Origin of the sequence: Amycolatopsis methanolica 239 (assembly GCF_000739085.1) — a bacterium.
In the GTDB taxonomy this organism is placed as follows: domain Bacteria; phylum Actinomycetota; class Actinomycetes; order Mycobacteriales; family Pseudonocardiaceae; genus Amycolatopsis_E; species Amycolatopsis_E methanolica.
This window is the reverse complement of the sequence record NZ_CP009110.1, coordinates 2,783,279-2,805,894: the sequence shown is the minus strand read 5'-3', so window position 1 is coordinate 2,805,894 and position 22,616 is coordinate 2,783,279. Positions and strand designations below refer to the sequence as shown.

General features: G+C 69.5%; 15 protein-coding genes, 3 rRNA genes and 1 pseudogene. 2 read left to right on the top strand and 17 right to left on the bottom strand.

Annotated elements, in window-relative coordinates; translation table 11 throughout:
- Positions 1-21 precede the first annotated feature (21 nt).
- The 3 genes from xerD to AMETH_RS13470 are packed head-to-tail and all read right to left on the bottom strand — an operon-like array spanning position 22 to position 3,294.
- Entirely contained in the window at positions 22-924 is a 903-nt protein-coding gene (gene xerD, locus AMETH_RS13480; RefSeq protein WP_026153073.1) for a site-specific tyrosine recombinase XerD, read from the bottom strand.
- A 46-nt stretch (positions 925-970) separates the two neighbouring features.
- A complete protein-coding gene (locus AMETH_RS13475; RefSeq protein ID WP_017982011.1) occupies positions 971-1,597 on the bottom strand; it encodes an NUDIX domain-containing protein in 627 nt (208 codons plus the stop codon).
- On the bottom strand, positions 1,594-3,294 hold the full coding sequence (locus AMETH_RS13470) for a CTP synthase (protein ID WP_017982010.1): 1,701 nt from the start codon (positions 3,292-3,294) through the stop codon (positions 1,594-1,596). Before AMETH_RS13470 ends, AMETH_RS13475 begins: the two co-directional genes overlap by 4 nt.
- A 97-nt stretch (positions 3,295-3,391) precedes the next feature.
- Between AMETH_RS13470 and aroA the strand changes: the two genes are divergently transcribed.
- Complete coding sequence (gene aroA / locus AMETH_RS13465; RefSeq protein ID WP_017982009.1) at positions 3,392-4,678, top strand: 3-phosphoshikimate 1-carboxyvinyltransferase; 1,287 nt, start codon at positions 3,392-3,394, stop codon at positions 4,676-4,678.
- On the opposite strand, the gene AMETH_RS41445 is transcribed toward aroA, so the two are convergent.
- Together AMETH_RS41445 and AMETH_RS41440 are read right to left on the bottom strand one after the other, a co-directional pair.
- Entirely contained in the window at positions 4,671-5,138 is a 468-nt protein-coding gene (locus AMETH_RS41445; protein WP_267283430.1) for an LLM class flavin-dependent oxidoreductase, read from the bottom strand. The two genes, aroA and AMETH_RS41445, sit on opposite strands and share 8 nt — an antisense overlap.
- A 15-nt stretch (positions 5,139-5,153) precedes the next feature.
- A pseudogene (locus tag AMETH_RS41440) lies at positions 5,154-5,493 on the bottom strand (LLM class flavin-dependent oxidoreductase); the annotation flags it as partial.
- 205 nt (positions 5,494-5,698) lie between these two features.
- Here AMETH_RS41440 and AMETH_RS38710 point away from each other — a divergent pair.
- The gene (locus AMETH_RS38710; RefSeq protein WP_017982006.1) at positions 5,699-6,094 is read left to right on the top strand and encodes an LLM class flavin-dependent oxidoreductase; all 396 of its coding nucleotides are present in this window, start codon (positions 5,699-5,701) and stop codon (positions 6,092-6,094) included.
- A gap of 265 nt (positions 6,095-6,359) precedes the next feature.
- Here AMETH_RS38710 and AMETH_RS13450 read toward each other — a convergent pair whose 3' ends face one another.
- From AMETH_RS13450 to tyrS, 12 genes are all read right to left on the bottom strand, one after another.
- Positions 6,360-7,307, bottom strand: a complete 948-nt coding sequence (locus AMETH_RS13450; protein WP_017982004.1) for a copper transporter — start codon at positions 7,305-7,307, stop codon at positions 6,360-6,362.
- A complete protein-coding gene (gene steA / locus AMETH_RS13445) occupies positions 7,304-8,488 on the bottom strand; it encodes a putative cytokinetic ring protein SteA (protein ID WP_017982003.1) in 1,185 nt (394 codons plus the stop codon). The genes AMETH_RS13450 and steA overlap by 4 nt, the downstream gene beginning before the upstream one ends.
- A gap of 104 nt (positions 8,489-8,592) precedes the next feature.
- Complete coding sequence (gene recN / locus AMETH_RS13440) at positions 8,593-10,383, bottom strand: DNA repair protein RecN (protein ID WP_017982002.1); 1,791 nt, start codon at positions 10,381-10,383, stop codon at positions 8,593-8,595.
- 46 nt (positions 10,384-10,429) lie between these two features.
- Positions 10,430-11,341 (bottom strand): NAD kinase, encoded by a 912-nt coding sequence (locus AMETH_RS13435; protein WP_017982001.1) that lies wholly within the window; start codon positions 11,339-11,341, stop codon positions 10,430-10,432.
- Complete coding sequence (locus tag AMETH_RS13430; RefSeq protein WP_017982000.1) at positions 11,338-12,147, bottom strand: TlyA family RNA methyltransferase; 810 nt, start codon at positions 12,145-12,147, stop codon at positions 11,338-11,340. Before AMETH_RS13430 ends, AMETH_RS13435 begins: the two co-directional genes overlap by 4 nt.
- Positions 12,148-12,151: 4 nt before the next feature.
- Positions 12,152-12,361 (bottom strand): hypothetical protein, encoded by a 210-nt coding sequence (locus AMETH_RS13425; protein WP_026153072.1) that lies wholly within the window; start codon positions 12,359-12,361, stop codon positions 12,152-12,154.
- Between the two features lie 10 nt (positions 12,362-12,371).
- Positions 12,372-13,382: an HAD-IIA family hydrolase gene (locus AMETH_RS13420; protein ID WP_017981998.1), complete on the bottom strand. Its 1,011-nt coding sequence runs from the start codon at positions 13,380-13,382 to the stop codon at positions 12,372-12,374.
- Positions 13,375-15,762, bottom strand: a complete 2,388-nt coding sequence (locus AMETH_RS40090; RefSeq protein WP_223843143.1) for a hypothetical protein — start codon at positions 15,760-15,762, stop codon at positions 13,375-13,377. Before AMETH_RS40090 ends, AMETH_RS13420 begins: the two co-directional genes overlap by 8 nt.
- 97 nt (positions 15,763-15,859) lie before the next feature.
- Positions 15,860-15,976 (bottom strand): 5S ribosomal RNA (rrf, locus tag AMETH_RS13410).
- A 76-nt stretch (positions 15,977-16,052) separates the two neighbouring features.
- Positions 16,053-19,169: ribosomal RNA gene (locus AMETH_RS13405) — 23S ribosomal RNA — on the bottom strand.
- 277 nt (positions 19,170-19,446) lie between these two features.
- A 16S ribosomal RNA gene (locus AMETH_RS13400) occupies positions 19,447-20,966 on the bottom strand.
- Together the 16S, 23S and 5S rRNA genes form the textbook arrangement of a ribosomal RNA operon.
- Before the next feature lie 361 nt (positions 20,967-21,327).
- Complete coding sequence (gene tyrS, locus AMETH_RS13395; protein ID WP_017981997.1) at positions 21,328-22,602, bottom strand: tyrosine--tRNA ligase; 1,275 nt, start codon at positions 22,600-22,602, stop codon at positions 21,328-21,330.
- Positions 22,603-22,616: the final 14 nt, after the last annotated feature.

Here is a 22,616-nt window from a genome sequence, read left to right as displayed (position 1 = left end):
AACTCGCCGGAGGCGATCAGGTCAACCCAGCGCCCGAGGATGGGCCGTAGCATATACCTCACGCAGAGTGTTCATCGTAACCAGGGTGTAGACCTGTGTCGTGGTCACCGAAGCGTGGCCTAGCAGCTCTTGGACCACCCGGACGTCCGCGCCGCCCTCCAGCAGGTGGGTCGCGAAACTGTGACGCAGCGTGTGTGGCGACACGCCGGTGGAGATCCCGGCGCGCTCGGCGTTGGTCTTGAGGACCTGCCACGCGCTCTGCCGGGACAGCCGGGTCCCCCTCGCGTTGAGGAACAGCGCCGCGGTGCCGCGTCCGCGCAGCGCCAGCACCGGGCGGGCGCGCACCAGGTAGGCCTCCAGGGCCTCGACCGCGGGACGGCCGATCGGCACCAGCCGCTGCTTGCCGCCCTTGCCGTCGAGCAGCACGGTGCGCTCCTCGCGGTCGACGTCGTCGAGGTCGAGCCCGACGGCCTCGGAGATCCGGGCCCCGGTGGAGTACAGCAGCTCCAGCAGCGCCCGGTCGCGCAGCGGCCGCTCACCCTCGGCGGGCGGCATCGCCAGCAGCCGCAGCACGTCGTCCACCGGCAGCGCTTTGGGCAGCCGCTTCGCCGGCGCCGGTGGCCGCACCTCGCGGGCCGGGTCGTCCTCGGTCAGCCCGTCGAGGTGCGCGAAGCGGTGCAGCCCGCGCACCGCGACCAGCGCCCGCGCCGCCGAGGACGCGGCCAGCGGCGGGTGCACCTCGTCGCCCTCGCGCAGCGCCGCGCCGAACCCGGTCACCTCCGACTCGGTGACGCGCCGGAAGTCCCGCACCCCGGCCTGCTCCAGGTACCGCAGGTACCGGCGCAGGTCGCGGGCGTAGCTGTCCAGGGTGTTGCGTGCCGTCCCGCGCTCCACGGCGAGATGATCGAGATAGGCCGTGACCACCTCGGCGGCCGGCAGAACATGCACGCCGACACCCTAGAGCGTGCCGTCAGGAAATGCGATCGGCGAACCTCGTCGGCCGGTCCCGCCACGGCGCGTCCGACGGCCGCGACGGCGCGCCGTCGTGGACCACCGCGTGCGCGGCGAGCACCCCGCCGACGGTCGCGCCGTTGACGATCTCCCCGGACAGCACCATCCGCACCGCCTCGGCCAGTAGCACCCGGTGCACCACCAGGTCGGCCTCCTCGTCGCCGTGGACGTCCCGGTCGACGGCCGTCAGGTCGCGCGCCAGGAACACCCGCACGACCTCGTCGGTGAACCCGGGCGACGCGGCCACGTCGACCAGCGTCTCCCACCGCGCGGCGGCGAGCCCGGCCTCCTCGGCCAGCTCGCGCCGCGCGGCCTCGACCGGGTCCTCCCCGGCGTGGTCGAGCAGCCCGGCGGGCAGCTCCCAGATCCGCCGTCCCAGCGAGTGCCGGTACTGGTGGACCAGGGTGACCGCGCCGTCGTCGTCGACCGCGGCGATCGCGACCGCGCCGAGGTGCTCCACCACCTCGCGCTTGGCGGTGCCGCCGCCGGGCATCGCGACCTCGTCGATCCGCAGCCCGACCACGCGTCCGATGTGGACGTCCTTGCTGGACACCACCCGGAAGTCGTGCTCACCGGGGGCGGTCAATGCGCGCTCACGGTGGGCTCGGGCAGCTCGACCGGCAGCCGGTCCGCGGTGCGGTACCGGACGACGGCGTCGATGAACGCGTCGAACAGCGGGTGCGGCCGGGTCGGGCGGCTCTTGAGCTCCGGGTGCGCCTGGGTGCCCACGAAGAACGGGTGCACGTCGGCGGGCAGCTCGACGAACTCGACCAGGCGGTCGTCCGGCGAGGTGCCGGAGAAGACCAGCCCGGCGTCGGACAGGCGCTTGCGGTAGGCGTTGTTGACCTCGTAGCGGTGCCGGTGCCGCTCGGACACGTCGGTGCTGCCGTAGGCCTTCGCGACCTGCGAGCCGGGCTTGAGCTTGGCCGGGTAGGCGCCCAGCCGCATCGTGCCGCCCATGTCGCGCTCGCCGGCGACGACGTCCTTCTGGTCGGCCATCGTGGAGATCACCGGGTGCTCGGTGGTGTCGTCGAACTCGGCCGAGTTCGCGCCCTCGATGCCGGCCAGGTTGCGGGCCGCCTCGATAACCATGCACTGCAGGCCGAGGCACAGCCCGAGCACCGGGATGCCGCGGGTGCGGGCGTAGTGGATCGCGCCGATCTTGCCCTCGATGCCGCGCACGCCGAACCCGCCGGGCACCAGGACGCCGTCGACGTCGCCCAGCGCGGCGGCCGCGCCGGCCGGGGTGGTCGCGCGGTCGGAGGCGACCCACACGATCTCGACCTTGGCGCGATGGGCGAACCCGCCCGCGCGCAGCGCCTCGGTGACCGACAGGTAGGCGTCGGGCAGGTCGATGTACTTGCCGACCAGCGCCACCCGGACGGTCTCGGACGGGTTGTGCACCCGGTCGAGCAGGTCGCCCCACACGGTCCAGTCGACGTCGCGGAAGGGCAGGCCGAGGCGGCGCACGACGTAGGCGTCCAGCGCCTCGCGGTGCAGCACCTTCGGGATGTCGTAGATCGACCGGGCGTCCGGGCAGGCGATGACGGCCTCGGTGTCCACGTCGCACATCAGCCCGATCTTGCGCTTGAGGTCCTCGGGCAGGTCGCGGTCGGCCCGGCACACCAGCGCGTCGGGCTGGATGCCGATGTTGCGCAGGGCAGCGACCGAGTGCTGCGTCGGCTTGGTCTTGAGCTCGCCCGACGGCGCCAGGTAGGGCACCAGCGAGACGTGCAGGAAGAAGCAGTTGTCCCGGCCGATCTCGTGCCGCACCTGGCGGCAGGCCTCCAGGAACGGCAGCGACTCGATGTCGCCGACCGTGCCGCCGACCTCGGTGATCACCACGTCCGGCTGCTGCCCGGTCCCGTCGGATTCGGCGACCGCCATGATGCGGCGCTTGATCTCGTCGGTGATGTGCGGGATGACCTGCACGGTGTCGCCGAGGTACTCACCCCGGCGCTCCTTGGCGATGACCTCGGAGTAGACCTGGCCGGTCGTGACGTTCGCCGAGCCGGAGAGGTCCCGGTCGAGGAAGCGCTCGTAGTGGCCGATGTCCAGGTCGGTCTCGGCACCGTCCTCGGTGACGAACACCTCGCCGTGCTGGAACGGGTTCATGGTGCCCGGATCCACGTTGAGGTAGGGATCCAGCTTCTGCATCGTGACCCGCAGGCCGCGAGAGGTGAGGAGCTGACCCAGGCTTGAGGCCGTCAGGCCCTTGCCCAGGGAGGAGGCGACGCCCCCCGTGACGAAAACGTACTTGGCTGTCCGCGGCTGAAGTCCCACGGGCTTCCACCTTATCGCACCGGCCCCCGGACGCTCGCTCGCCGCGCCCACGTAGTTCGATGGGTCACGTCAGACGTTCGCGCGTGAAAGAGGCACCGTGACCCAGCCCCCCGCTTCCCAGCCCACCTGGACCGCGCCGGTCGCGCCCGGCCCGCTCGACGCGACGGTGCGCGTCCCCGGCTCCAAGTCGATCACCAACCGGGCGTTCGTGCTGGCCGCACTGGCCGGTGAGCCGACCCTGGTCCGCGCCCCGCTGGACTCCCGGGACGCCCGGCTCATGCTGGGCGCGCTGGAGTCGCTGGGCGGCGGCTGGGAGCGGCGCGGCGACGACGTGCTGGTCCGCCCGCTGGCGCACGGCTCGACCGAACCGGCGAACGTGGTGCTGGGCAACGCGGGCACGGTCGCGCGGTTCACGCCCGCGCTGGCCGGGCTGGGGTCGGCGCCGGTGACGTTCGACGGGGACGAGGCCATCCGCCGCCGCCCCATCGCGCCGCTGCTGGCCGCGCTGCGCGAGGCGGGCGCGGACATCGACGACGAGGGCCGGGGCGCGCCGCCGTTCACCGTCCGCGGGCACGGCGGCCTGCCCGGCGGGAAGGTCGATCTGGACTCCAGCGCCTCCAGCCAGTTCCTGTCCGCCCTGCTGCTCGCCGGTCCCGCGTTCGAGGCCGGGGTGACGGTGCGGCTGACCGGCGGCACCCCGCCGAGCGAGCCGCATATTGCGATGACAATGGACATGCTGCGCCGGTTCGGCGCGTCGCCGGAGCGGGACGGGCAGGAGTTCCACGTCGGCCCGGCGCGGCTGTCGTGCCCGGACTTCACGGTCGAGCCGGACCTGTCCACGGCGGCGCCCTTCGTGGTGGCCGCGGCGGCCGCGGGCGGCACGGTGCGCATCCCGGGCTGGCCGGAGTACTCCACCCAGCCGGGTGACTGGCTGCGCAGCCTGATGACCGAGCTGGGCCAGCGGGTGGAGCTCACCCCGGAGGGCCTGACCGTCACCGGAACGGGCGAAATCCCGGGCGCGCGGCTCGACCTGCACGAGGTGGGTGAGCTGACCCCGGTGATCGCGGCGCTGCTGTGCTTCGCCGACGGGCCGTCGGTCATCTCCGGCGTCGCGCACCTGCGCGGGCACGAGACCGACCGGCTGGCCGCGCTGGCGACCGAGCTGTCCGCGCTGGGCGCCGGGGTGACCGAGACCGCGGACGGCCTGGCGATCACCCCGGCCACGATGCACGGCGGCGTCTTCCACACCTACGAGGACCACCGGCTGGTGATGGCCGGCGCGGTGCTCGGCCTACGGGTGCCCGGTGTGGAGGTCGAGGACCCGGCGACGGTCGGCAAGACCTTCCCCGGGTTCACCACCGCCTGGTCGGAGATGCTCAGCTGACCACGTCGGCCAGCCTGCCGACCTGGCCCGGGTCGGTGCCCCAGCAGTAGAGCATCAGCTCGTCGGCGCCGAGGTCCGCGAAGTGCTTGGCCGCTTCGCGGACCTGCTCCGGCGTGGTGAGCATGCCCTCGACCATGTTCTTGCCGCAGTCGCTGAAGGCGTAGTAGGCGGCGATGGCCGCGCGTGTTTCGTCCACATCGGACTCGAGTGCGACGTTGACCTGGGCGACCATGCGCGGGCGGCCGTCGCGGCCCGCGGCGGTCCAGAACCGCTCGACCTTGGCGAACAGGTCACCGGCCCACGGCGGGGGCGCGACGCACAGGAACCCGTCGCCGTGCCGGGCGATCCGCTGCAGGGCGGGGTCGGCGAAGGCGCCGAACAGGACCTCGGGACCGCCGGGCGTGGCCGGGGCGGGCCCGATCCCTTCGGCGCCGGACCAGATCCGCCGCATGCGGGTCATCTGCTCGTCGAGGATCCGGCCGCTGACGCGGGTCGGTGCCGGTGGCCTGGTGGTCGTCGGCGCTGCCGCCGACCCCGAGGCCGAGGGTGAAGCGGCCGCCGGAGAGGCGGTCCAGGGTGGCGGCCTGCTTGGCGAGCAGGGCGGGTTCGCGCAGCGGCGCCAGCAGAACCTCGGTCTGCAGGCGGACGCGGGTGGTGGCGCCGGCGAGCACCGCGAGGGTGACCAGCGGCTCGGGGTTGTCGTAGACGATCCGGTCGAGCAGGCCGAGGGTGCGGAACGGGCCGTCGTCGGCCAGACGGGCCCAGTCGGTGAGCTGTTCGGGGCTGCCGATGGGCAGGCCGAGACCGACGTGCATGAATTCCGCGAGAAAACGGGCATCACGAACTGACAGTGCCGCCCGCTCCGGACACGTTTCGCGGCGCTGCCTCTGTGGCTGTGGTTCGGCGGTAGGCACGGTCCCGTGGAGTGCTTTCGATCTTAGCGCGAGATCATCTGGGGAAGGACTGGTTTTTCATGGCCGATCGCCGTTTCCGGTTCGGGGTGGTCACCGGGCAGCCGGGGTGCAGGCGTCGGTCCCGGCGCTGGCCGCGGTCGCCGCGTCGAGCTCCCGGCTGCGGATCGGCACGTTCGTGCTCGCCGCGCCGATGCACTCCCCCGGCCGCATCGCCTGGGAGACCGCGACGCTCGACCAGCTGTCCGAGGGCCGGTTCGAGCTGGGTCTGGGCGCGGGACGCGGGGACGCGGGCGGCACGGCGGAGCTGCTGGGCGTGCCGTTCGGCAGCGCGGGCGAGCGGGTGCGGCAGGTGGGTGAGGCGATCCAGGCGGTGCGGAAGCTGTTCGCCGACGGCACGTTCACGCCGGTGCAGCATCCCGCGCCGGCCCGGTCCCGGAGTGGCTGCGGCATTTCGGGATCGACCCGGCGGCCACGCGGGACAACACGAACCTCGCGGTGCTGACCGGCGACACGGCCACGGTGGTTGACACGTTGCGCCGCCGCCGGGACGAGTTCGGCCTGTCCTACGTCACGATCAACGCCCACGCACTGGAAGCGGCGATCCCGGTGGTGGAGCGCCTCGCCGGAACGTGATGGCCTGGCCGAGCGCCCTTCAGGGTCGCCAGCCCGCGGGCGGGCCCCTCCCGCGCCGCTGACCGCTCAAAGCCACGCGGTATAGGTCGTTATACGCTGCCCGCCTGGCTAACCCCGGCGGGCAGCTACGGTGATCAGCTTCCGGGCTGCGCGACCCCGGGCGCGGGCGACTGCGCGTTGCCCGCGATGCCGTACCGCCCGGTCCCGCCGTCCAGCTGCTCCTTGAGCGCCAGCACCGCGCTGATCCGCCCGGCCGCGGTGTTCGCGTTGTCCACAGTGGACAGGATGGAGGTCGCCGAGGTGTCGGCCCGCACGAAGCCGATCGCGCCGGTGCCCTCGGCCGACGCCGGGTCGCCCGCGAGCACCGTGCCCGCGCCGGAGCGGTCCAGCTGCGCCGCGAACCGGGCCAGCGTCGCGGCCTTGTCACCGGCCCCGTCGCCCGTCGCCTGGCCGCCGGTCAGCACCAGTGCCAGCTGGCCCGGTCCGATGCCCGGGCTGGCGTTGGCGAACCCGCCGTCCTGCAGGCCCGCGATCGCCGCGGCCAGTTCGTCCGTTGTGGACTGCGGCTGCGCGGTGTCCTTGTTGAGCAGCAGCACCGAACCGACGAGCGCGCCGGCAAGCGTGCCCGGGTCACCCGCCGTCGGGAACGTCGAACCGGCCGGCTGCAGCCGGGTCACCACCTGGCGCAGCTGGTCCGCCTTCGCCGGATCGGTGAACGAGTCCGTGAGCTGCAGCTCCCCCGACACCCGCGCACCGGAGGCCTCGATGAGCTGCCGCAGCGCGTCGCGGTCGGCCGGGTTCGCCTCCTGCGTCGTGACGAGCACGACCGAGCGCCGGTCCAGGGCGCTCGCGACGACCTTCGGGCCGAGCGAGCCCGCGAAGGCGTCCGCGTCGGACAGCCGCGCGTTCAGCGCGTTGCGCTGGGCCTCCAGGTCGGACACCTGCGACGCGAGCTTGCCCTTCTCGTCCGACAGCCCGGACAGCAGCGCCCCGTTCAGCGCCGTCGACCCGAGCACGACGCCGACCGCCAGCGCCAGGAACACCGCCGCGATCGAGACGATGTGGTACCGCAGAGAAATCACGTGAAGAGCCCCTTGACCCAGCTTGTGAAGGAATCCCAGGTGGAGCGCGCCCAGTCCAGGTACGCCCCGCCGACGTCGGACATGAGCAGCGCGACCGCGACCGCGACGAGCGCGGCGACGACGAGCAGCACCACCGCGCCCAGCGAGACGCGGCTGCGGTGCAGCGCGGCGACCGCCTTGCCGTCGACCAGGCGGGTGCCGAGCTTGAGCCGGGTCAGGAACGTCGACGGGTTCGACCCGGACCGGCCGTGGTCGAGGAACTCCCGCAGCGTCGCCTGGAATCCGACGGTGACGACCAGCCCGGCCTCGTGTGCGTCGGCGAGCAGCAGCGCCAGGTCCTCCGGGTTTCCGGACGCGGGGAAGGTGACCGCGCCGATGCCCAGGTCCTGGATGCGCGCCACGCCCGGTGCGTGCCCGTCCGGCTGGGCCGGGACGACCACCTCGGCGCCGCACTTGAGCGTCTCGGCGTCGATGCCGAACGGGTCGCCGACGATGATGTCCGGCTGGTACTTCTGCGCGCGCAGGGTGTCCGCGCCGCCGTCCACGCCGATCAGCACCGGCCGGTGCTCGGCGATGTACTTCCTGAGCGCCTTGAGGTCCTCGGCATGCCCCTTGCCCGGCGCGACGACCAGCACGTGCCGGTCGCGCAGCGGCACCCGCACCTCGGGCACGCCGACCCCGTCGAGGATGAGCGTGCGCTCCCGGCGCAGGAACTCGATGGTGTTGGCGGAGAAGGCCTCCAGCTGGGTGGACATCCCGGCCTTGGCCTCGATCATCTGGTCGGCGACGCTGTCCGGCGTCTGCTCGCTGCCGCTGGCGACGTGCCGGTCGCCGACGTAGACGCCGCCCTCGTGCAGCCGGATGCGGCTGCCGTCCTTGATGCGGCGCAGCACCTCGCCGCCGACGTTGTCCAGCAGCGGGATGCCGGCGTTGACCAGGATCTCCGGCCCCAGGTTGGGGAACCTGCCGGAGATCGACGGCGAGGCGTTGACCACCCCGGCAACCTCGGCCTCGACGAGCGCGTCGGCGGTGGCGCGGTCCAGGTCGATCTGGTCCAGCACCACGATGTCGCCGGGGCCGACGCGGCGGAGCAGATCGCGCGTGCGCCGGTCCACCCGGGCGACGCCGACGATGCCGGGGAGGGCCTCGGTGTTGCGGTTGAGCAGACCGGGAAGCTTCATGCGTCCGATGGTGGCAAACGAAAGCCGGATGTCCGCTCGCAACACGCCGTGCACAATCCGGTTTCTCGGCGTGATCTCCCCGGCGGACCGGCGCGTGTGGACGGTCAGCGCTTGGGGCGCTTGCCTGTCTTCCGGCGCGGTTTGGCCGCCGCTTCCTTGTCCGCGTCGGCCACCGCGAGCAGTTCCTCCGCGTGCGCCCGCCCGGTCTCGGTGCTCTCCATCCCGGCGAGCATCCGCGCCAGCTCGACCACCCGCTCGGACTTGCGCAGCGTCTTCACGTCGCTGCGCGTGACGCCCTCCGCGGTGCCCTTGTCGACCACCAGGTGCCGGTCGGCGAACGCGGCCACCTGCGGCAGGTGGGTCACCACCAGCACCTGGTGGGTGCGCGCGAGGCGGGCGAGGCGCCGCCCGATCTCGATGGCCGCGCGGCCGCCGACCCCGGCGTCGACCTCGTCGAACACCAGCGTCTGCACGGTGTCGGCGTCGGCCAGCACGACCTCGATCGCGAGCATCACGCGGGACAGCTCACCGCCGGAGGCGGCCTTGTGCACCGGCATCGCGGGCGCGGCCGGGTGCGCCTTGAGCATCAGCTCGACGTCGTCGACGCCGGAGCCGCCCGCATGCACCAGCTCGCCGTCCACCCGCAGCGCCTGCGGGTCGGACGCGTCGGTGGCCCGGCGCTTCACCGTCACTTCGATCTGGGCCTGGCCCATCGCCAGGCCGGACAGCTCCTCGGTGACCGCGCCGGCCAGCTCGGCGGCGGCGACGGTGCGGGCCGCCGACACCGCGGCGGCGTGTACAGCCAGCTGCGCGGCCAGCTCGTCCCGCCGCGCCGCCAGCGCCGCGAGCGCCTCCTCCGAGGTGTCCATCGACGCCAGGCGCGAGTTCGCGTCCTCGGCCCAGGCCAGGACGCCGTCGATGTCGGGCGCGTACTTGCGGGTCAGGGTCTTCAGCTCGGCCTGCCTGGCGAGGATCTGCTCGAGCAGGCCCGGGTCGGCGTCCAGCCCGTCCAGGTAGCCGCCCAGCTCGGCGCCGACGTCGTTGAGCAGCATCTCGGCCTCGGCCAGCCGCGGCTCCAGGTCGCGCAGGGCCGAATCGTCCGCGCCGGCCAGCCGCCGCCGGGCCTCGCCGATCAGGCCGAGCGCGCCCGGCTGGTCCGGGTCGCCGTCGGCCGCGCCGGACACCGCGGCCTGCGCGCCGCTCGCCGCGGCCCGCAGCTCCTCGGTGGCGGTGAGCCGCTTGACCTGCTCGGCCAGCTCCGCGTCCTCCCCCGGCTTCGGGTCGACCGCCGCGATCTCATCCAGACCGTGCTTGAGCAGGTCCGCCTGCTGCGCCATCTCGCGGGAGCGACTGGTGCGCTCCGTCAGCTCCGCGACCACCGCCAGCCACTCGTCGCGCACCTCCCGGTACTGGCGCAGCGGCTCGGCGACGTCGTCCCCGGCGAACCGGTCGAGCACCTCGCGTTGTTCGGAAGGGCGCAGCAGCCGCAGCTGGTCGTTCTGCCCGTGCACCGCCAGCAGCCGGTCGGCCAGGTCGGACAGCACGCTCACCGGCACCGAACGGCCGCCGAGGTGGGCGCGGGACCGCCCGTCGGCGCCCACCGAGCGCAGCGCGATGAGGCTGCCGTCCTCGTCGGTCTCCCCGCCCGCGTCGGCCACGATCCGGGCGACGTGACCGGCGAACACGCCTTCGAAACGTCCCTCGACGCTCGCCCGGCCGGAGCCGTTGCGGACCTTCGACGCCTCGGCGCGTCCCCCGGACAGCAGGTGCAGCCCGGTGACGACCATGGTCTTGCCCGCGCCGGTCTCGCCGGTGACCACGGTGAATCCCGGGTGCAGTTCGAGCAGGGCGTCCTCGATCACTCCGAGGCCCTGGATGCGCATCTCGGCCAGCACGGGACCACCGTAGCGGTCCGCTCCGACAATCCGCGGACGCCTCGCCTCAGCGCGCGTGCCGCTCCCGCCAGCTCTTGACGGGCAGAGAGAACTTGTGGACCAGCCGGTCGGTGAACGGGCCGGGGTGCAGGCGGGCCAGCCGGACCGGGACCTCACCGGCCACGACCTCGACCCTGGCGCCGCGCGGCAGGGCGATGTGCCGCAGCCCGTCGCAGGTCAGGACCGCGGGCGAGCCGTACGGGTCGACGCCGACGGTGATCACCGAGTCGCGCGAGACGACCAGCGGGCGGGAAAACATCGCGTGCGCGTTGCTGGGGACGACGAGCAGCGCCTCGACGTCGGGCCAGATCACCGGGCCGCCGGCGGAGAACGCGTAGGCGGTGGAGCCGGTCGGCGTGGCGCACAGCACACCGTCGCAGCCGAAGGCGGACACCGGCCTGCCGTCGACCTCGATGAGCGCGTCCAGGATCCGCTCGCGCGTGCTCTTCTCGACGCTGGCCTCGTTGAGCGCCCAGGTGCGGGCCACGACCCGGCCCTCGACCGACACCGTGACGTCGATCGTCATGCGCTCCTCGACGGTGTACTCGCGGGAGACGACCCGCCCGACGGTCTCGGTGAGCGCGTCCGAATCGGCCTCGGTGAGGAAGCCGACGCGGCCGAGGTTGACGCCCAGCACCGGCACCCCGGCGGGGCGGGCCAGTTCGGCGGCGCGCAGCAGGGTGCCGTCGCCGCCGAGCACGAGCACCAGCTCGGCGCCGCGGGCGGGGTCGTCGCCGGGCGCGACGAGGGTGCACAGCTCGTCGAGGGAGTCGTGCTCGATCAGTTCCTTGACCTCGTCGTCGATGACGCGCAGCCCGATGCCGGCCTCGTCGAAGCGGGTGGCGACCTCGCGCGCGGCGTCCTTGGTCGTCTCGCGGTCGGGGTGCATGACCAGCAGCACCTCACGGCGCTCGCTCACTGGGGCCCCTTCCCGACCGCGTCGCGGACCAGTTGCTCGACGTCCTGGTCCGGCGCCGGGTCGCGGCGCAGCCAGGCGAAGTACTCGACGTTGCCGGACGGTCCCGGCAGCGGGCTCGCGACCACGCCGTGCGGGTGCAGGCCCAGCCCGGCGGCCGCGTCCAGGACGTCCAGGACGGCACGGGCGCGCAGTTCCGGGTCACGCACCACGCCGCCGCTGCCGAGGCGTTCCTTGCCGACCTCGAACTGCGGTTTGACCATCGGGACCAGGTCGGCCTCCGCGGTCGCGCAGGCGGCCAGTGCGGGCAGGACGAGGCGCAGCGAGATGAACGACAGGTCGCCGACCACGAGGTCGACGGGACCGCCGCACTGCTCGGGGGTGAGGTTTCGGACGTTGGTCTTGTCCAGCACGACGACGCGCTCGTCGGTCTGCAGCCGCCAGTCGAGCAGGCCGCGGCCAACGTCGGCGGCGACCACCTGGGCGGCGCCGCGGCGGAGCAGGACGTCGGTGAACCCGCCGGTCGACGCGCCGGCGTCCAGGCAGCGTTTGCCGTCCACGGACAGCCCGGCCGGTTCGAAGGCCTCGAGCGCGCCGAGCAGCTTGTGGGCGCCGCGGGACGCCCAGCCCGGGTCGTCGGCGGCTTTCACCACGATCGGCGCGCCGGTCTCGACGCCGGTGGCGGGTTTGCTGGCGACCATGCCGTTGACGGTCACCTTACCCTCGCTGATCAGCGTGCTGGCGTGTTCGCGGGAGCGGGCGAGGCCGCGGCGCACCAGTTCGGCGTCGAGGCGGGCCCTGCGGGGCATCGCCTCACACCTTGTCGATGCTGGACAGAGCGGTGGTGAGCTCGGCGTGCACGGCGTCGAAGCGCTCGACGTGCTCGGCGAGCGGGATGCGGTCCAGGTCGCCGAGCGCGGCCATGGCCTCCTCGATGCCGGCGCGCGGGTCCTGCTGCGGCCCGGCGGTCGGCGGCGGCCCGGGGACCGGCCGCGGGGGTTGCGGAGTCGGTTGGTGCTGCACGGTCACCACGCTAACGGATCGGTCGGCCGCCGGACGGCAGCCCCAGCTCCGCGAGGATTTTTCCGGCTCGGCCGTCCCCTGGCGTGATGCCGGTGACGCCGGTGTCCCAAGCGACGGCGCAGAGGGTGCGCAGCAGGGCCAGCGGGTCGCCGTCGCCGGTCACGACGAGCGTGTCCCCGTCGCGGCGGACGTCCCAGCCGGCCTGCGGGGCGACGCGCAGTTCGTCCGCAGGTTCGGTGAGGGCGCCGAGGTCGGCGCCCAGGTAGGTCGGCCGTTCGGCGGGGACCGCGGTGACGAGGGTGGCGGGGGTCGCGACGCCGGTGAGCACGCACAGCGAGTCCATGCCCGCGGTGACCGCGCCCGCGATGTCGGTGTCCAGCCGGTCCCCGATCGCGAGCGGACGGCTCGCGTTCGCCGACTTCGCGGCGGTGTGGAACAGCGGCGCCTCGGGTTTGCCCGCGACCTCGGGGGTGGCGCCGGTTGCCGTGCGCAGGGCGGCGACCATCGAGCCGTTCCCGGGCAGCAGGCCGCGTTCGGTGGGCAGGGTGGTGTCGACGTTGCAGGCGACCCACAGGGCGCCGCCGCGGATGGCGACGCACGCCTCGGCGAGGTCGGCCCAGCCGGTGGCGGGGTTGTGGCCCTGCACGACGGCGGCGACGTCGTCCCCGGCTTCGCGCACGGGCCGCAGCCCCGCGGCGGTGATCTCGCCGGCGAGGGCGTCGGTGCCGACGACGAGGACGACCGCGCCGGCGGGCAGCCGCTCGCCGAGCAGCCGGGCGGCGGCCTGGGCGCTGGTGCTGACCTCGTCCGGGGTGGCGTCGATGTCGAGCGCGCGGAGGTGGTCCGCGACGTCACCGGGCGCCTTGGAGGCGTTGTTGGTGACGAAGCGGACCGCGGCGCCCTGGTCGCGCAGCTGCCGGATCGCCGCCGCGGCCCCCGGGATGGGCCGGGGGCCGTGGTAGACAGTTCCGTCGAGGTCGAACAGGAACGCGTCGTAGTCGGCCTGGAGGGTGTCAGCCATTCGCGAGCTCCGCGGCGCGCTCGGCGGCGTCGGTCTCGTCGTCGGTGTCGGCCTCGGCGGCGTGCAGGAACCAGCGGAGGGCTTCCTCGGTGCGGTCGGCCGCGACGAGGTTGTCCGCGTAGGCGTAGAACAGCCGGGCGCTCCACGGGTCGCGCTTGCGCGGGTCGAGGTCGTCGCCCTGCAGGGAGACCACGGCGGCGTCCACCTGGCCGAGGTCGCGCCGCGCCCCGGCGGCGACGATCTTCAGCTCGATCTCGACGTCGCGCGGCAGCTTGCGGCCCTGCATCTCCTTGGCGAGGTCGAGGGCCCGCTCGGGGCGGCCGAGGGCCCGTTCGGCGTCGGCGATGACGGCGATGTGCTGGTCGGTGTGGGTCATCCGGCGGACGGCCCGCAGCTCGGCCAGGGCTTCCTGCCAGCGGCCGGCGTGGTAGGACACCAGGCCGAGCGCCTCGCGGACGATGGGGATCCGGGAGGCCCGGGTCTTGGCGTACTTGGCGTGCGCCAGGGCGGCCTCGGGGTCGGTGTCGATGAGGTTGCCCGCCGCGACGAGATGTTTGCCCACGGTCTCGGCGAGCGACTTCGGCAGGGAGCGGAGCTCGCGCCGGACGTCCGGGTCGAGGTCGCTGTACTCGATGTCCTCGGGCAGTTCCGGGGCTTCGAGCAGTTCCCGCGCGAGGGCCGCGTCGTCGAGGTCCCGGCCACCCCGCTTGCCCCGGCGGTCGTCGAAGGACCGGCGCTCCTCGCGGCGCGCGTCGCGGAACTCGGCGTCGGCGATTTCGACGTCGTCCTCCCGGGCGACCGGCGCGGCCACCGGCTCGATGGTCTCGTCCTCGCCGAGGCCGTCCGCAATGTCCTCGTCGCCGAAGCCGTCGGCGACGTCTTCGGCGACGATGTCCGGGTCCGGGAGGTTCGCGGTGTCCTGGTCAGCGGTGCCGGCGCCCTCACCAGGCCTGGCGGCGGAGTCAGCGCCGGGCCTGGCCGCGGTGCTCGCACCGGCCTCGCCGACGTGCGGGGCGGGCCTGCCCGCGGCATCGTCGCCGGGCCTGCCCGCGGCCTCTCGGTCGGCAGCGCCCGCGCTTCCGTCCAGGGTGTCCGCAGCGCGCTCCTCGAAGGTGCTGTCGTCACCGGCAGCGCCGGTAGCGTCCACGAGCTCGGTGCCGGTCGTGTCCGCCTTGGCGGCGGTCTCGCCCTCGCTGATCGCGGCGGCCTCGGAGTTCAGGGCCGGAGCCTCGTCCGGCCGCTCCTCCGTCGTTTCCGCGGCAGCCTCGGACCGTTCGTCGCGCTTCCAGCCCGGCCGGTCGTCCCGGTCGAACTTGCCGCGCGTCCGGCCGGAGTCGCGGTCGTCGAACCGGCGCCCGCCGGACCGGGTGTCGTCACGGCGCGGGCCGGAACGGTCGTCGTCCCGCTTGCCGTAGCCGCCGCCACGCCGGTCGTCGTCGCGCTTCCAGCCCGGCCGCTCCCCACGACGCTCGTCGAAGGAGCGGCCACCGCGCTGCTCGTCGCGGCGCCCCTCGGAAGAACGACCGCCACGGCTGTCGAACGAACGCCCACCACGGTTGAAGTCGCGACGCTCGCCACCACGGCCCTCGGACGAGCGGCCGCCGCGGTTGAAGTCGCGACGCTCGTCGCGGCCCTCGGCGGACCGGCCGCCACGGTCGAAGTCGCGGCGCCCCTCGGAGGAGTGGCCACCGCGCCGGTCGTCACGCCCGCCACGGTTGTCGAACGAGCGCCCACCACGGTTGGCATCGCGGTTCCAGCCGCCGCGCCCCTCGGACGAACGGCCCCCGCGGTTGTCGAACGAACGCTCACCGCGGTTGACGTCCCGGCGCTCACCGCCACGGCCCTCGGACGGACGCCCGCCACGCTTGTCGTCGCGGTTCCAGCCGCCACGCCCTTCGGAGGGGCGGCCGCCACGGTTGTCGAAGGAGCGCTCGCCACGCTTGTCGTCGCGGTTCCCGCCACCGCGCCCTTCGGAGGGGCGGCCGCCACGCTTGTCGTCCCGGTTCCCGCCACCGCGCCCCTCGGACGGGCGGCCGCCACGGCTGTCATCGCGGTTCCAGCCGCCGCGGCGGTTTTCGTCTCGGTTCCAGCCCGGGCGGTCGCCACGCCGGTCGTCGGCGCCGCGGTTGTTCCCGCGGCGGTCGTCGTCGCGGTTCCAGCTCGAGCGGTTGCTCTCGCCGCCTCGGCGGTCGCCGAAGTCGCGTCCGCCGGATCGTTTGTCGTCCTGCCGGCCATATCCGCCCGACCGGCCACCCTGTCCCGCCTTGCCTCGCGGGGTGCCTCGCTGCGCTCCCGATCGTCCTGCGCCGGGAGCCGTATCGCGGCGCCGGGGGCGATCGGATGCAGCGCCGTCGAAGTCGCGCCGCCCGAAGTCCGCCACCTGGGCCTCCTCTTTCTAGGTTGTGAAGATCAGTAAACACACCAAAGGCCCGTCAGGCGAGCCAATCGGCTATCCTAACGGGCCCTTGGGAAAGGGTGTTCGGCGGTGTCCTACTCTCCCACACCCGCGGGGGTGCAGTACCATCGGCGCTGGCAGGCTTAGCTTCCGGGTTCGGAATGGGACCGGGCGTTTCCCTACCGCCATAACCACCGAAACTCTCCGAAACAACACCAGAGATGTTCCAACTGGTGTGGTGTTTCAGAGTTGCAGAGCGGATGCGTAGCAGCTTTGTGGGCAAGTCCTCGGCCTATTAGTACCAGTCCACTCAAAAACACATTACTGTGCGTCCATGTCTGGCCTATCAACCCAATCGTCTCTTGGGGGCCTTAACCCACAAAGGGGTGGGAGACCTCATCTAGGAACAGGCTTCCCGCTTAGATGCCTTCAGCGGTTATCCCTTCCGAACGTAGCTAACCAGCCATGCCACTGGCGTGACAACTGGCATACCAGAGGTTCGTCCGTCCCGGTCCTCTCGTACTAGGGACAGCCTTCCTCAAGTCTCCTACGCGCGCGGCGGATAGGGACCGAACTGTCTCACGACGTTCTAAACCCAGCTCGCGTGCCGCTTTAATGGGCGAACAGCCCAACCCTTGGGACCTACTCCGGCCCCAGGATGCGACGAGCCGACATCGAGGTGCCAAACCATGCCGTCGATATGGACTCTTGGGCAAGATCAGCCTGTTATCCCCGGGGTACCTTTTATCCGTTGAGCGACATCCCTTCCACCAGGAGATGCCGGATCACTAGTCCCTGCTTTCGCACCTGCTCGACCCGTCAGTCTCACAGTCAAGCTCCCTTGTGCACTTACACTCAACACCTGATTGCCAACCAGGCTGAGGGAACCTTTGGGCGCCTCCGTTACCTTTTAGGAGGCAACCGCCCCAGTTAAACTACCCACCAGGCACTGTCCCTGAACCCGATCAGGGCCCTAGGTTAGATTCCCAATCCGACCAGAGTGGTATTTCAACAACGACTCCACGAGAACTAGCGTCCCCGCTTCACAGTCTCCCACCTATCCTACACAAGCCGAACCGAAAACCAATACCAAGCTATAGTAAAGGTCCCGGGGTCTTTCCGTCCTGCCGCGCGTAACGAGCATCTTTACTCGTAGTGCAATTTCACCGGGCCTGTGGTTGAGACAGCCGGAAAGTCGTTACGCCATTCGTGCAGGTCGGAACTTACCCGACAAGGAATTTCGCTACCTTAGGATGGTTATAGTTACCACCGCCGTTTACTGGCGCTTAAATTCTCAGCTTCGCCCCCAAAGGGAGCTAACCGGTCCTCTTAACGTTCCAGCACCGGGCAGGCGTCAGTCCATATACCTCGTCTTACGACTTCGCATGGACCTGTGTTTTTAGTAAACAGTCGCTTTCCGCTGGTCTCTGCGGCCAACTCACCCTAGCCCGCAAAGGGCTTCAAGTGCTTTGGCCCCCCTTCTCCCGAAGTTACGGGGGCATTTTGCCGAGTTCCTTAACCACAGTTCACCCGACCGCCTTAGTATTCTCTACCTGACCACCTGTGTCGGTTTGGGGTACGGGCCGCACATGTTCTCGCTAGAGGCTTTTCTCGGCAGCAGAGGATCACCCTACTTCGCCTCAACGGCTACGCATCACGTCTCACCCTCAACGGGACACGGATTTGCCTATGTCCCAGGCTACACGCTTACACCAGTACAACCACTCACTGGCGGAGCTACCTTCCTGCGTCACCCCATCGCTTGACTACTACACACTCAGGTCCCGCGCGTCCCCGATCAACTCCGAAGAGCCTCACAGTTCAGGGCGGTTAGTATCATGCGCCTCATCATGGGCGAACATACGCGGGTACGGGAATATCAACCCGTTGTCCATCGACTACGCCTGTCGGCCTCGCCTTAGGTCCCGACTTACCCTGGGCAGATTAACTTGACCCAGGAACCCTTGGTCATCCGGCGGCAGAGTTTCTCACTCTGCATTCGCTACTCATGCCTGCATTCTCACTCCCACACCCTCCACGACTCGCTTCCACGGCCGCTTCCCTGGATGCAGGACGCTCCCCTACCCAACAACACCACTAGATAATCACCCGAAGATGAAAACCGATGTAATGTGTTATTGACACGGCTTCGGCGGTGTACTTCAGCCCCGCTACATTATCGGCGCAGGACCACTTGACCAGTGAGCTATTACGCACTCTTTCAAGGGTGGCTGCTTCTAAGCCAACCTCCTGGTTGTCTCAGCGACCCCACATCCTTTCCCACTAAGCACACACTTAGGGGCCTTAGCCGGTGTTCTGGGCTGTTTCCCTCTCGACGACGAAGCTTATCCCCCGCCGTCTCACTGCCGCACTCTCACGTGATGGTATTCGGAGTTTGGTTGACTTCGGTAACCCGGTAAGGCCCCTAGGCCATCCAGTAGCTCTACCCCCACCACGAAACATGCGACGCTGCACCTAAATGCATTTCGGGGAGAACCAGCTATCACGGAGTTTGATTGGCCTTTCACCCCTACCCACAACTCATCCCCCAGGTTTTCAACCCTGGTGGGTTCGGCCCTCCACGAGGTCTTACCCTCGCTTCAGCCTGGCCATGGGTAGATCACTCCGCTTCGGGTCTAGACCACGCGACTCACACGCCCTATTCAGACTCGCTTTCGCTACGGCTACCCCACACGGGTTAACCTCGCCACGCAGCACTAACTCGCAGGCTCATTCTTCAAAAGGCACGCCATCACCATCACAAAGATGGCCCTGACGGCTTGTAGGCACACGGTTTCAGGTACTCTTTCACTCCCCTCCCGGGGTACTTTTCATCTTTCCCTCACGGTACTCGTCCGCTATCGGTCACCAGGAAGTATTTAGGCTTACCGAGTGGTCCCGGCAGATTCACAGCAAATTCCACGAGCTCGCTGCTACTCGGGAACACCACCACACCACACCAACACAGCTTTCGCGTACGGGACTCTCACCCACTCCGGTCCACCATCCCAGGCGGTTCCACTAGCCATGCAGCATCGTGCCAGGAGTGTCAGCTCCTGGAAGGCAGGTCCCACAACCCCGCACACACAACCCCTGACAGGTATCACATGCGCACGGTTTAGCCTCCTCCGCTTTCGCTCGCCACTACTCACGGAATCACTAGTGTTTTCTCTTCCTACGGGTACTGAGATGTTTCACTTCCCCGCGTTCCCCCCACGTACCCTATATATTCAGGTACGGGTAACACCTCATAACAGGTGCTGGGTTTCCCCATTCGGACACCCTCGGATCACAGCTCGGTTGACAGCTCCCCGAGGCTTATCGCAGCCTCCCACGTCCTTCATCGGCTCCTGATGCCAAGACATCCACCATGTGCCCTTAACAACTTGACCACAAAGATGCTCGCATCCACTCTGCAATTCTCAAACACCACACCCAGAAACAACACACCGTGTTGCCTCAGGACCCAACAGCGTACCAACAAGCACCCACCAGCGGACTTCGCTCCAGTCGTTCCACGCCGTTACCGACAGTACTAAACCAGAACCTCCATCCCCCGATGAGCATCAGCCAGCCGTCCACAATTCCTTGAGCGTCTGAGCAGCACCACACTCGGGCACTAGACTCAGCCACTCCATCCCCAAGGGATGGAAGTGAATTGCTCCTTAGAAAGGAGGTGATCCAGCCGCACCTTCCGGTACGGCTACCTTGTTACGACTTCGTCCCAATCGCCAGTCCCACCTTCGACCACTCCCTCCCACAAGGGGTTGGGCCATGGGCTTCGGGTGTTACCGACTTTCATGACGTGACGGGCGGTGTGTACAAGGCCCGGGAACGTATTCACCGCAGCGTTGCTGATCTGCGATTACTAGCGACTCCGACTTCACGCAGTCGAGTTGCAGACTGCGATCCGAACTGAGACCGGCTTTAAGGGATTCGCTCCACCTCACGGTATCGCAGCCCTCTGTACCAGCCATTGTAGCATGTGTGAAGCCCTGGACATAAGGGGCATGATGACTTGACGTCATCCCCACCTTCCTCCGAGTTGACCCCGGCAGTCTCCCGCGAGTCCCCGCCATTACGCGCTGGCAACACAGGACAAGGGTTGCGCTCGTTGCGGGACTTAACCCAACATCTCACGACACGAGCTGACGACAGCCATGCACCACCTGCACACCGGCCACAAGGGGGCCGACATCTCTGCCGGTTTCCAGTGCATGTCAAGCCCAGGTAAGGTTCTTCGCGTTGCATCGAATTAATCCACATGCTCCGCCGCTTGTGCGGGCCCCCGTCAATTCCTTTGAGTTTTAGCCTTGCGGCCGTACTCCCCAGGCGGGGCGCTTAATGCGTTAGCTACGGCACGGACAACGTGGAAGTCGCCCACACCTAGCGCCCAACGTTTACAGCGTGGACTACCAGGGTATCTAATCCTGTTCGCTCCCCACGCTTTCGCTCCTCAGCGTCAGTATCGGCCCAGAGACCCGCCTTCGCCACCGGTGTTCCTCCTGATATCTGCGCATTTCACCGCTACACCAGGAATTCCAGTCTCCCCTACCGAACTCAAGCCTGCCCGTATCCACTGCAGGTCCGGAGTTAAGCCCCGGATTTTCACAGCAGACGCGACAAGCCGCCTACGAGCTCTTTACGCCCAATAATTCCGGACAACGCTTGCACCCTACGTATTACCGCGGCTGCTGGCACGTAGTTAGCCGGTGCTTCTTCTCCAGGTACCGTCACTTACGCTTCGTCCCTGGCGAAAGAGGTTTACAACCCGAAGGCCGTCATCCCTCACGCGGCGTCGCTGCATCAGGCTTCCGCCCATTGTGCAATATTCCCCACTGCTGCCTCCCGTAGGAGTCTGGGCCGTGTCTCAGTCCCAGTGTGGCCGGTCACCCTCTCAGGCCGGCTACCCGTCGTCGCCTTGGTAGGCCACTACCCCACCAACAAGCTGATAGGCCGCGGGCCCATCCCGTACCGCCGAAACTTTCCACCCACCGAGATGCCTCGACAGGTCATATTCGGTATTAGACCCCGTTTCCAGGGCTTATCCCAAAGTACAGGGCAGGTTACCCACGTGTTACTCACCCGTTCGCCACTCATCCACACCCGAAGATGCTTCAGCGTTCGACTTGCATGTGTTAAGCACGCCGCCAGCGTTCGTCCTGAGCCAGGATCAAACTCTCCAACAATGTCAGAAAATCAAACCCGGCTATTCTCATAGCCTCAAAGGAACCCACAAAGGGTTCTAGCTAATCAACTGGCTTTAGCTCATCAATACACTGTTGAGTTCTCAAACAACACGCTTTGTTGTGTCACCCGACGACCCCTCCAGCGCACGAAGTCTCGCAACTCCAATTACGCTGTGGTTTCATCCGGCGGCGGTCACCCACTCTACCACCATCGGTGGGAGCTTGGTTCGTGACCCCCCGCCCGGTACCCCGCGCTCCTGGGGCTCTCGGCCCCGGCCCGGTCTCCCTGGCGACGAAGAGAAGATTACATGCCCCGAAATGGGGCCCGAACAGGGGGGTCCCTTAACCGCGTTTCCCCTGGTCAGGCCAGTAATTTGACCCCAGCGGTGTTCCGCTTGCCCCGGCGGACCACGAGCCACGTCCCGTGCAGCGCGTCCGCCCGCTCCGGCCGCCACTCCTCGTCGGCGATCTTCGCGTTGTTCACGTACGCGCCGCCCTCCTTCACGGTGCGGCGCGCCGCGCCCTTGCTGTCCACGAGACCCGTGGCCACGAGGAGGTCGACGATCGTCGGCTCGTCCGCGAGCCGCACCTCGCCCACCGGCACCTCGGCCATGACCGCGTCGAGCGTGCGGGCGTCCAGCTCCGCCAGCTCACCGCGGCCGAACAGGGCCTGGCTCGCGGCGATGACCTGGCGTGTCTGGTCCTCCCCGTGCACGAGCGTGGTCAGCTCCTCGGCGAGCCGGCGCTGACCGGCCCGCAGGTGCGGCTTCTCCTCGGTCAGCCGCGCGATCTCGTCGATCTCCTCGCGCGGCACGAACGTCAGCATGCGCAGGTAGGGCAGGACGTCGGAGTCCGCGACGTTCACGAAGTACTGGAACCACGCGTACGGCGAGGTCAACTCCGGGTCGAGCCAGAGGTTCCCGCCCCCGGTGGACTTGCCGAACTTGCGGCCCTCGGAGTCGGTGACCAGCGGTGTGGTCAGCGCGTGCACGCTCGCGCCGTCGACCTTGCGGATGTAGTCCACCCCGCCGACGATGTTGCCCCACTGGTCCGAGCCGCCGATCTGCAGCTTCGTCCCGTACTTCCGGAACAGCGTCAGGTAGTCGTAGGACTGCAGGAGCAGGTAGCTGAACTCGGTGTAGGAGATGCCGTCGGAGGCCAGGCGCCGCTTCACCGTCTCCCGCGCCAGCATCACGTTCACCGAGAAGTGCTTGCCGACGTCCCGCAGGAAGTCCAGCGCCGACACGTCCTTGAACCAGTTCAGGTTGTTCTCGACGATCGCCCCGGTCGGCGAGTCGTCGAAGGTCACGAACTTCTCCAGCTGCACCCGGATCTTCTCCAGGCGGGCGGCGGTCACCTCGGGCGTGACCAGCGAGCGCTCACCGATGTCGCGCGGGTCGCCGATCTGCCCGGTCGCTCCCCCACCGAGCACGATCGGCCGGTGGCCGGCCTGCTGGAACCGGGCGAGCGTCAGCAGCTGGACGAGGTGGCCGGCGTGCAGGCTTTCCGCGGTCGGGTCGAAGCCGCCATAGAGGGTGAGCGGACCGGCGTCCAGGTCCTTCCGCAGCGCGTCGATGTCGGTGGACTGCGCGATCAGCCCACGCCAGGACAGTTCGTCGAGGATGTGTTCGCTCACGGCTCGATACTCTC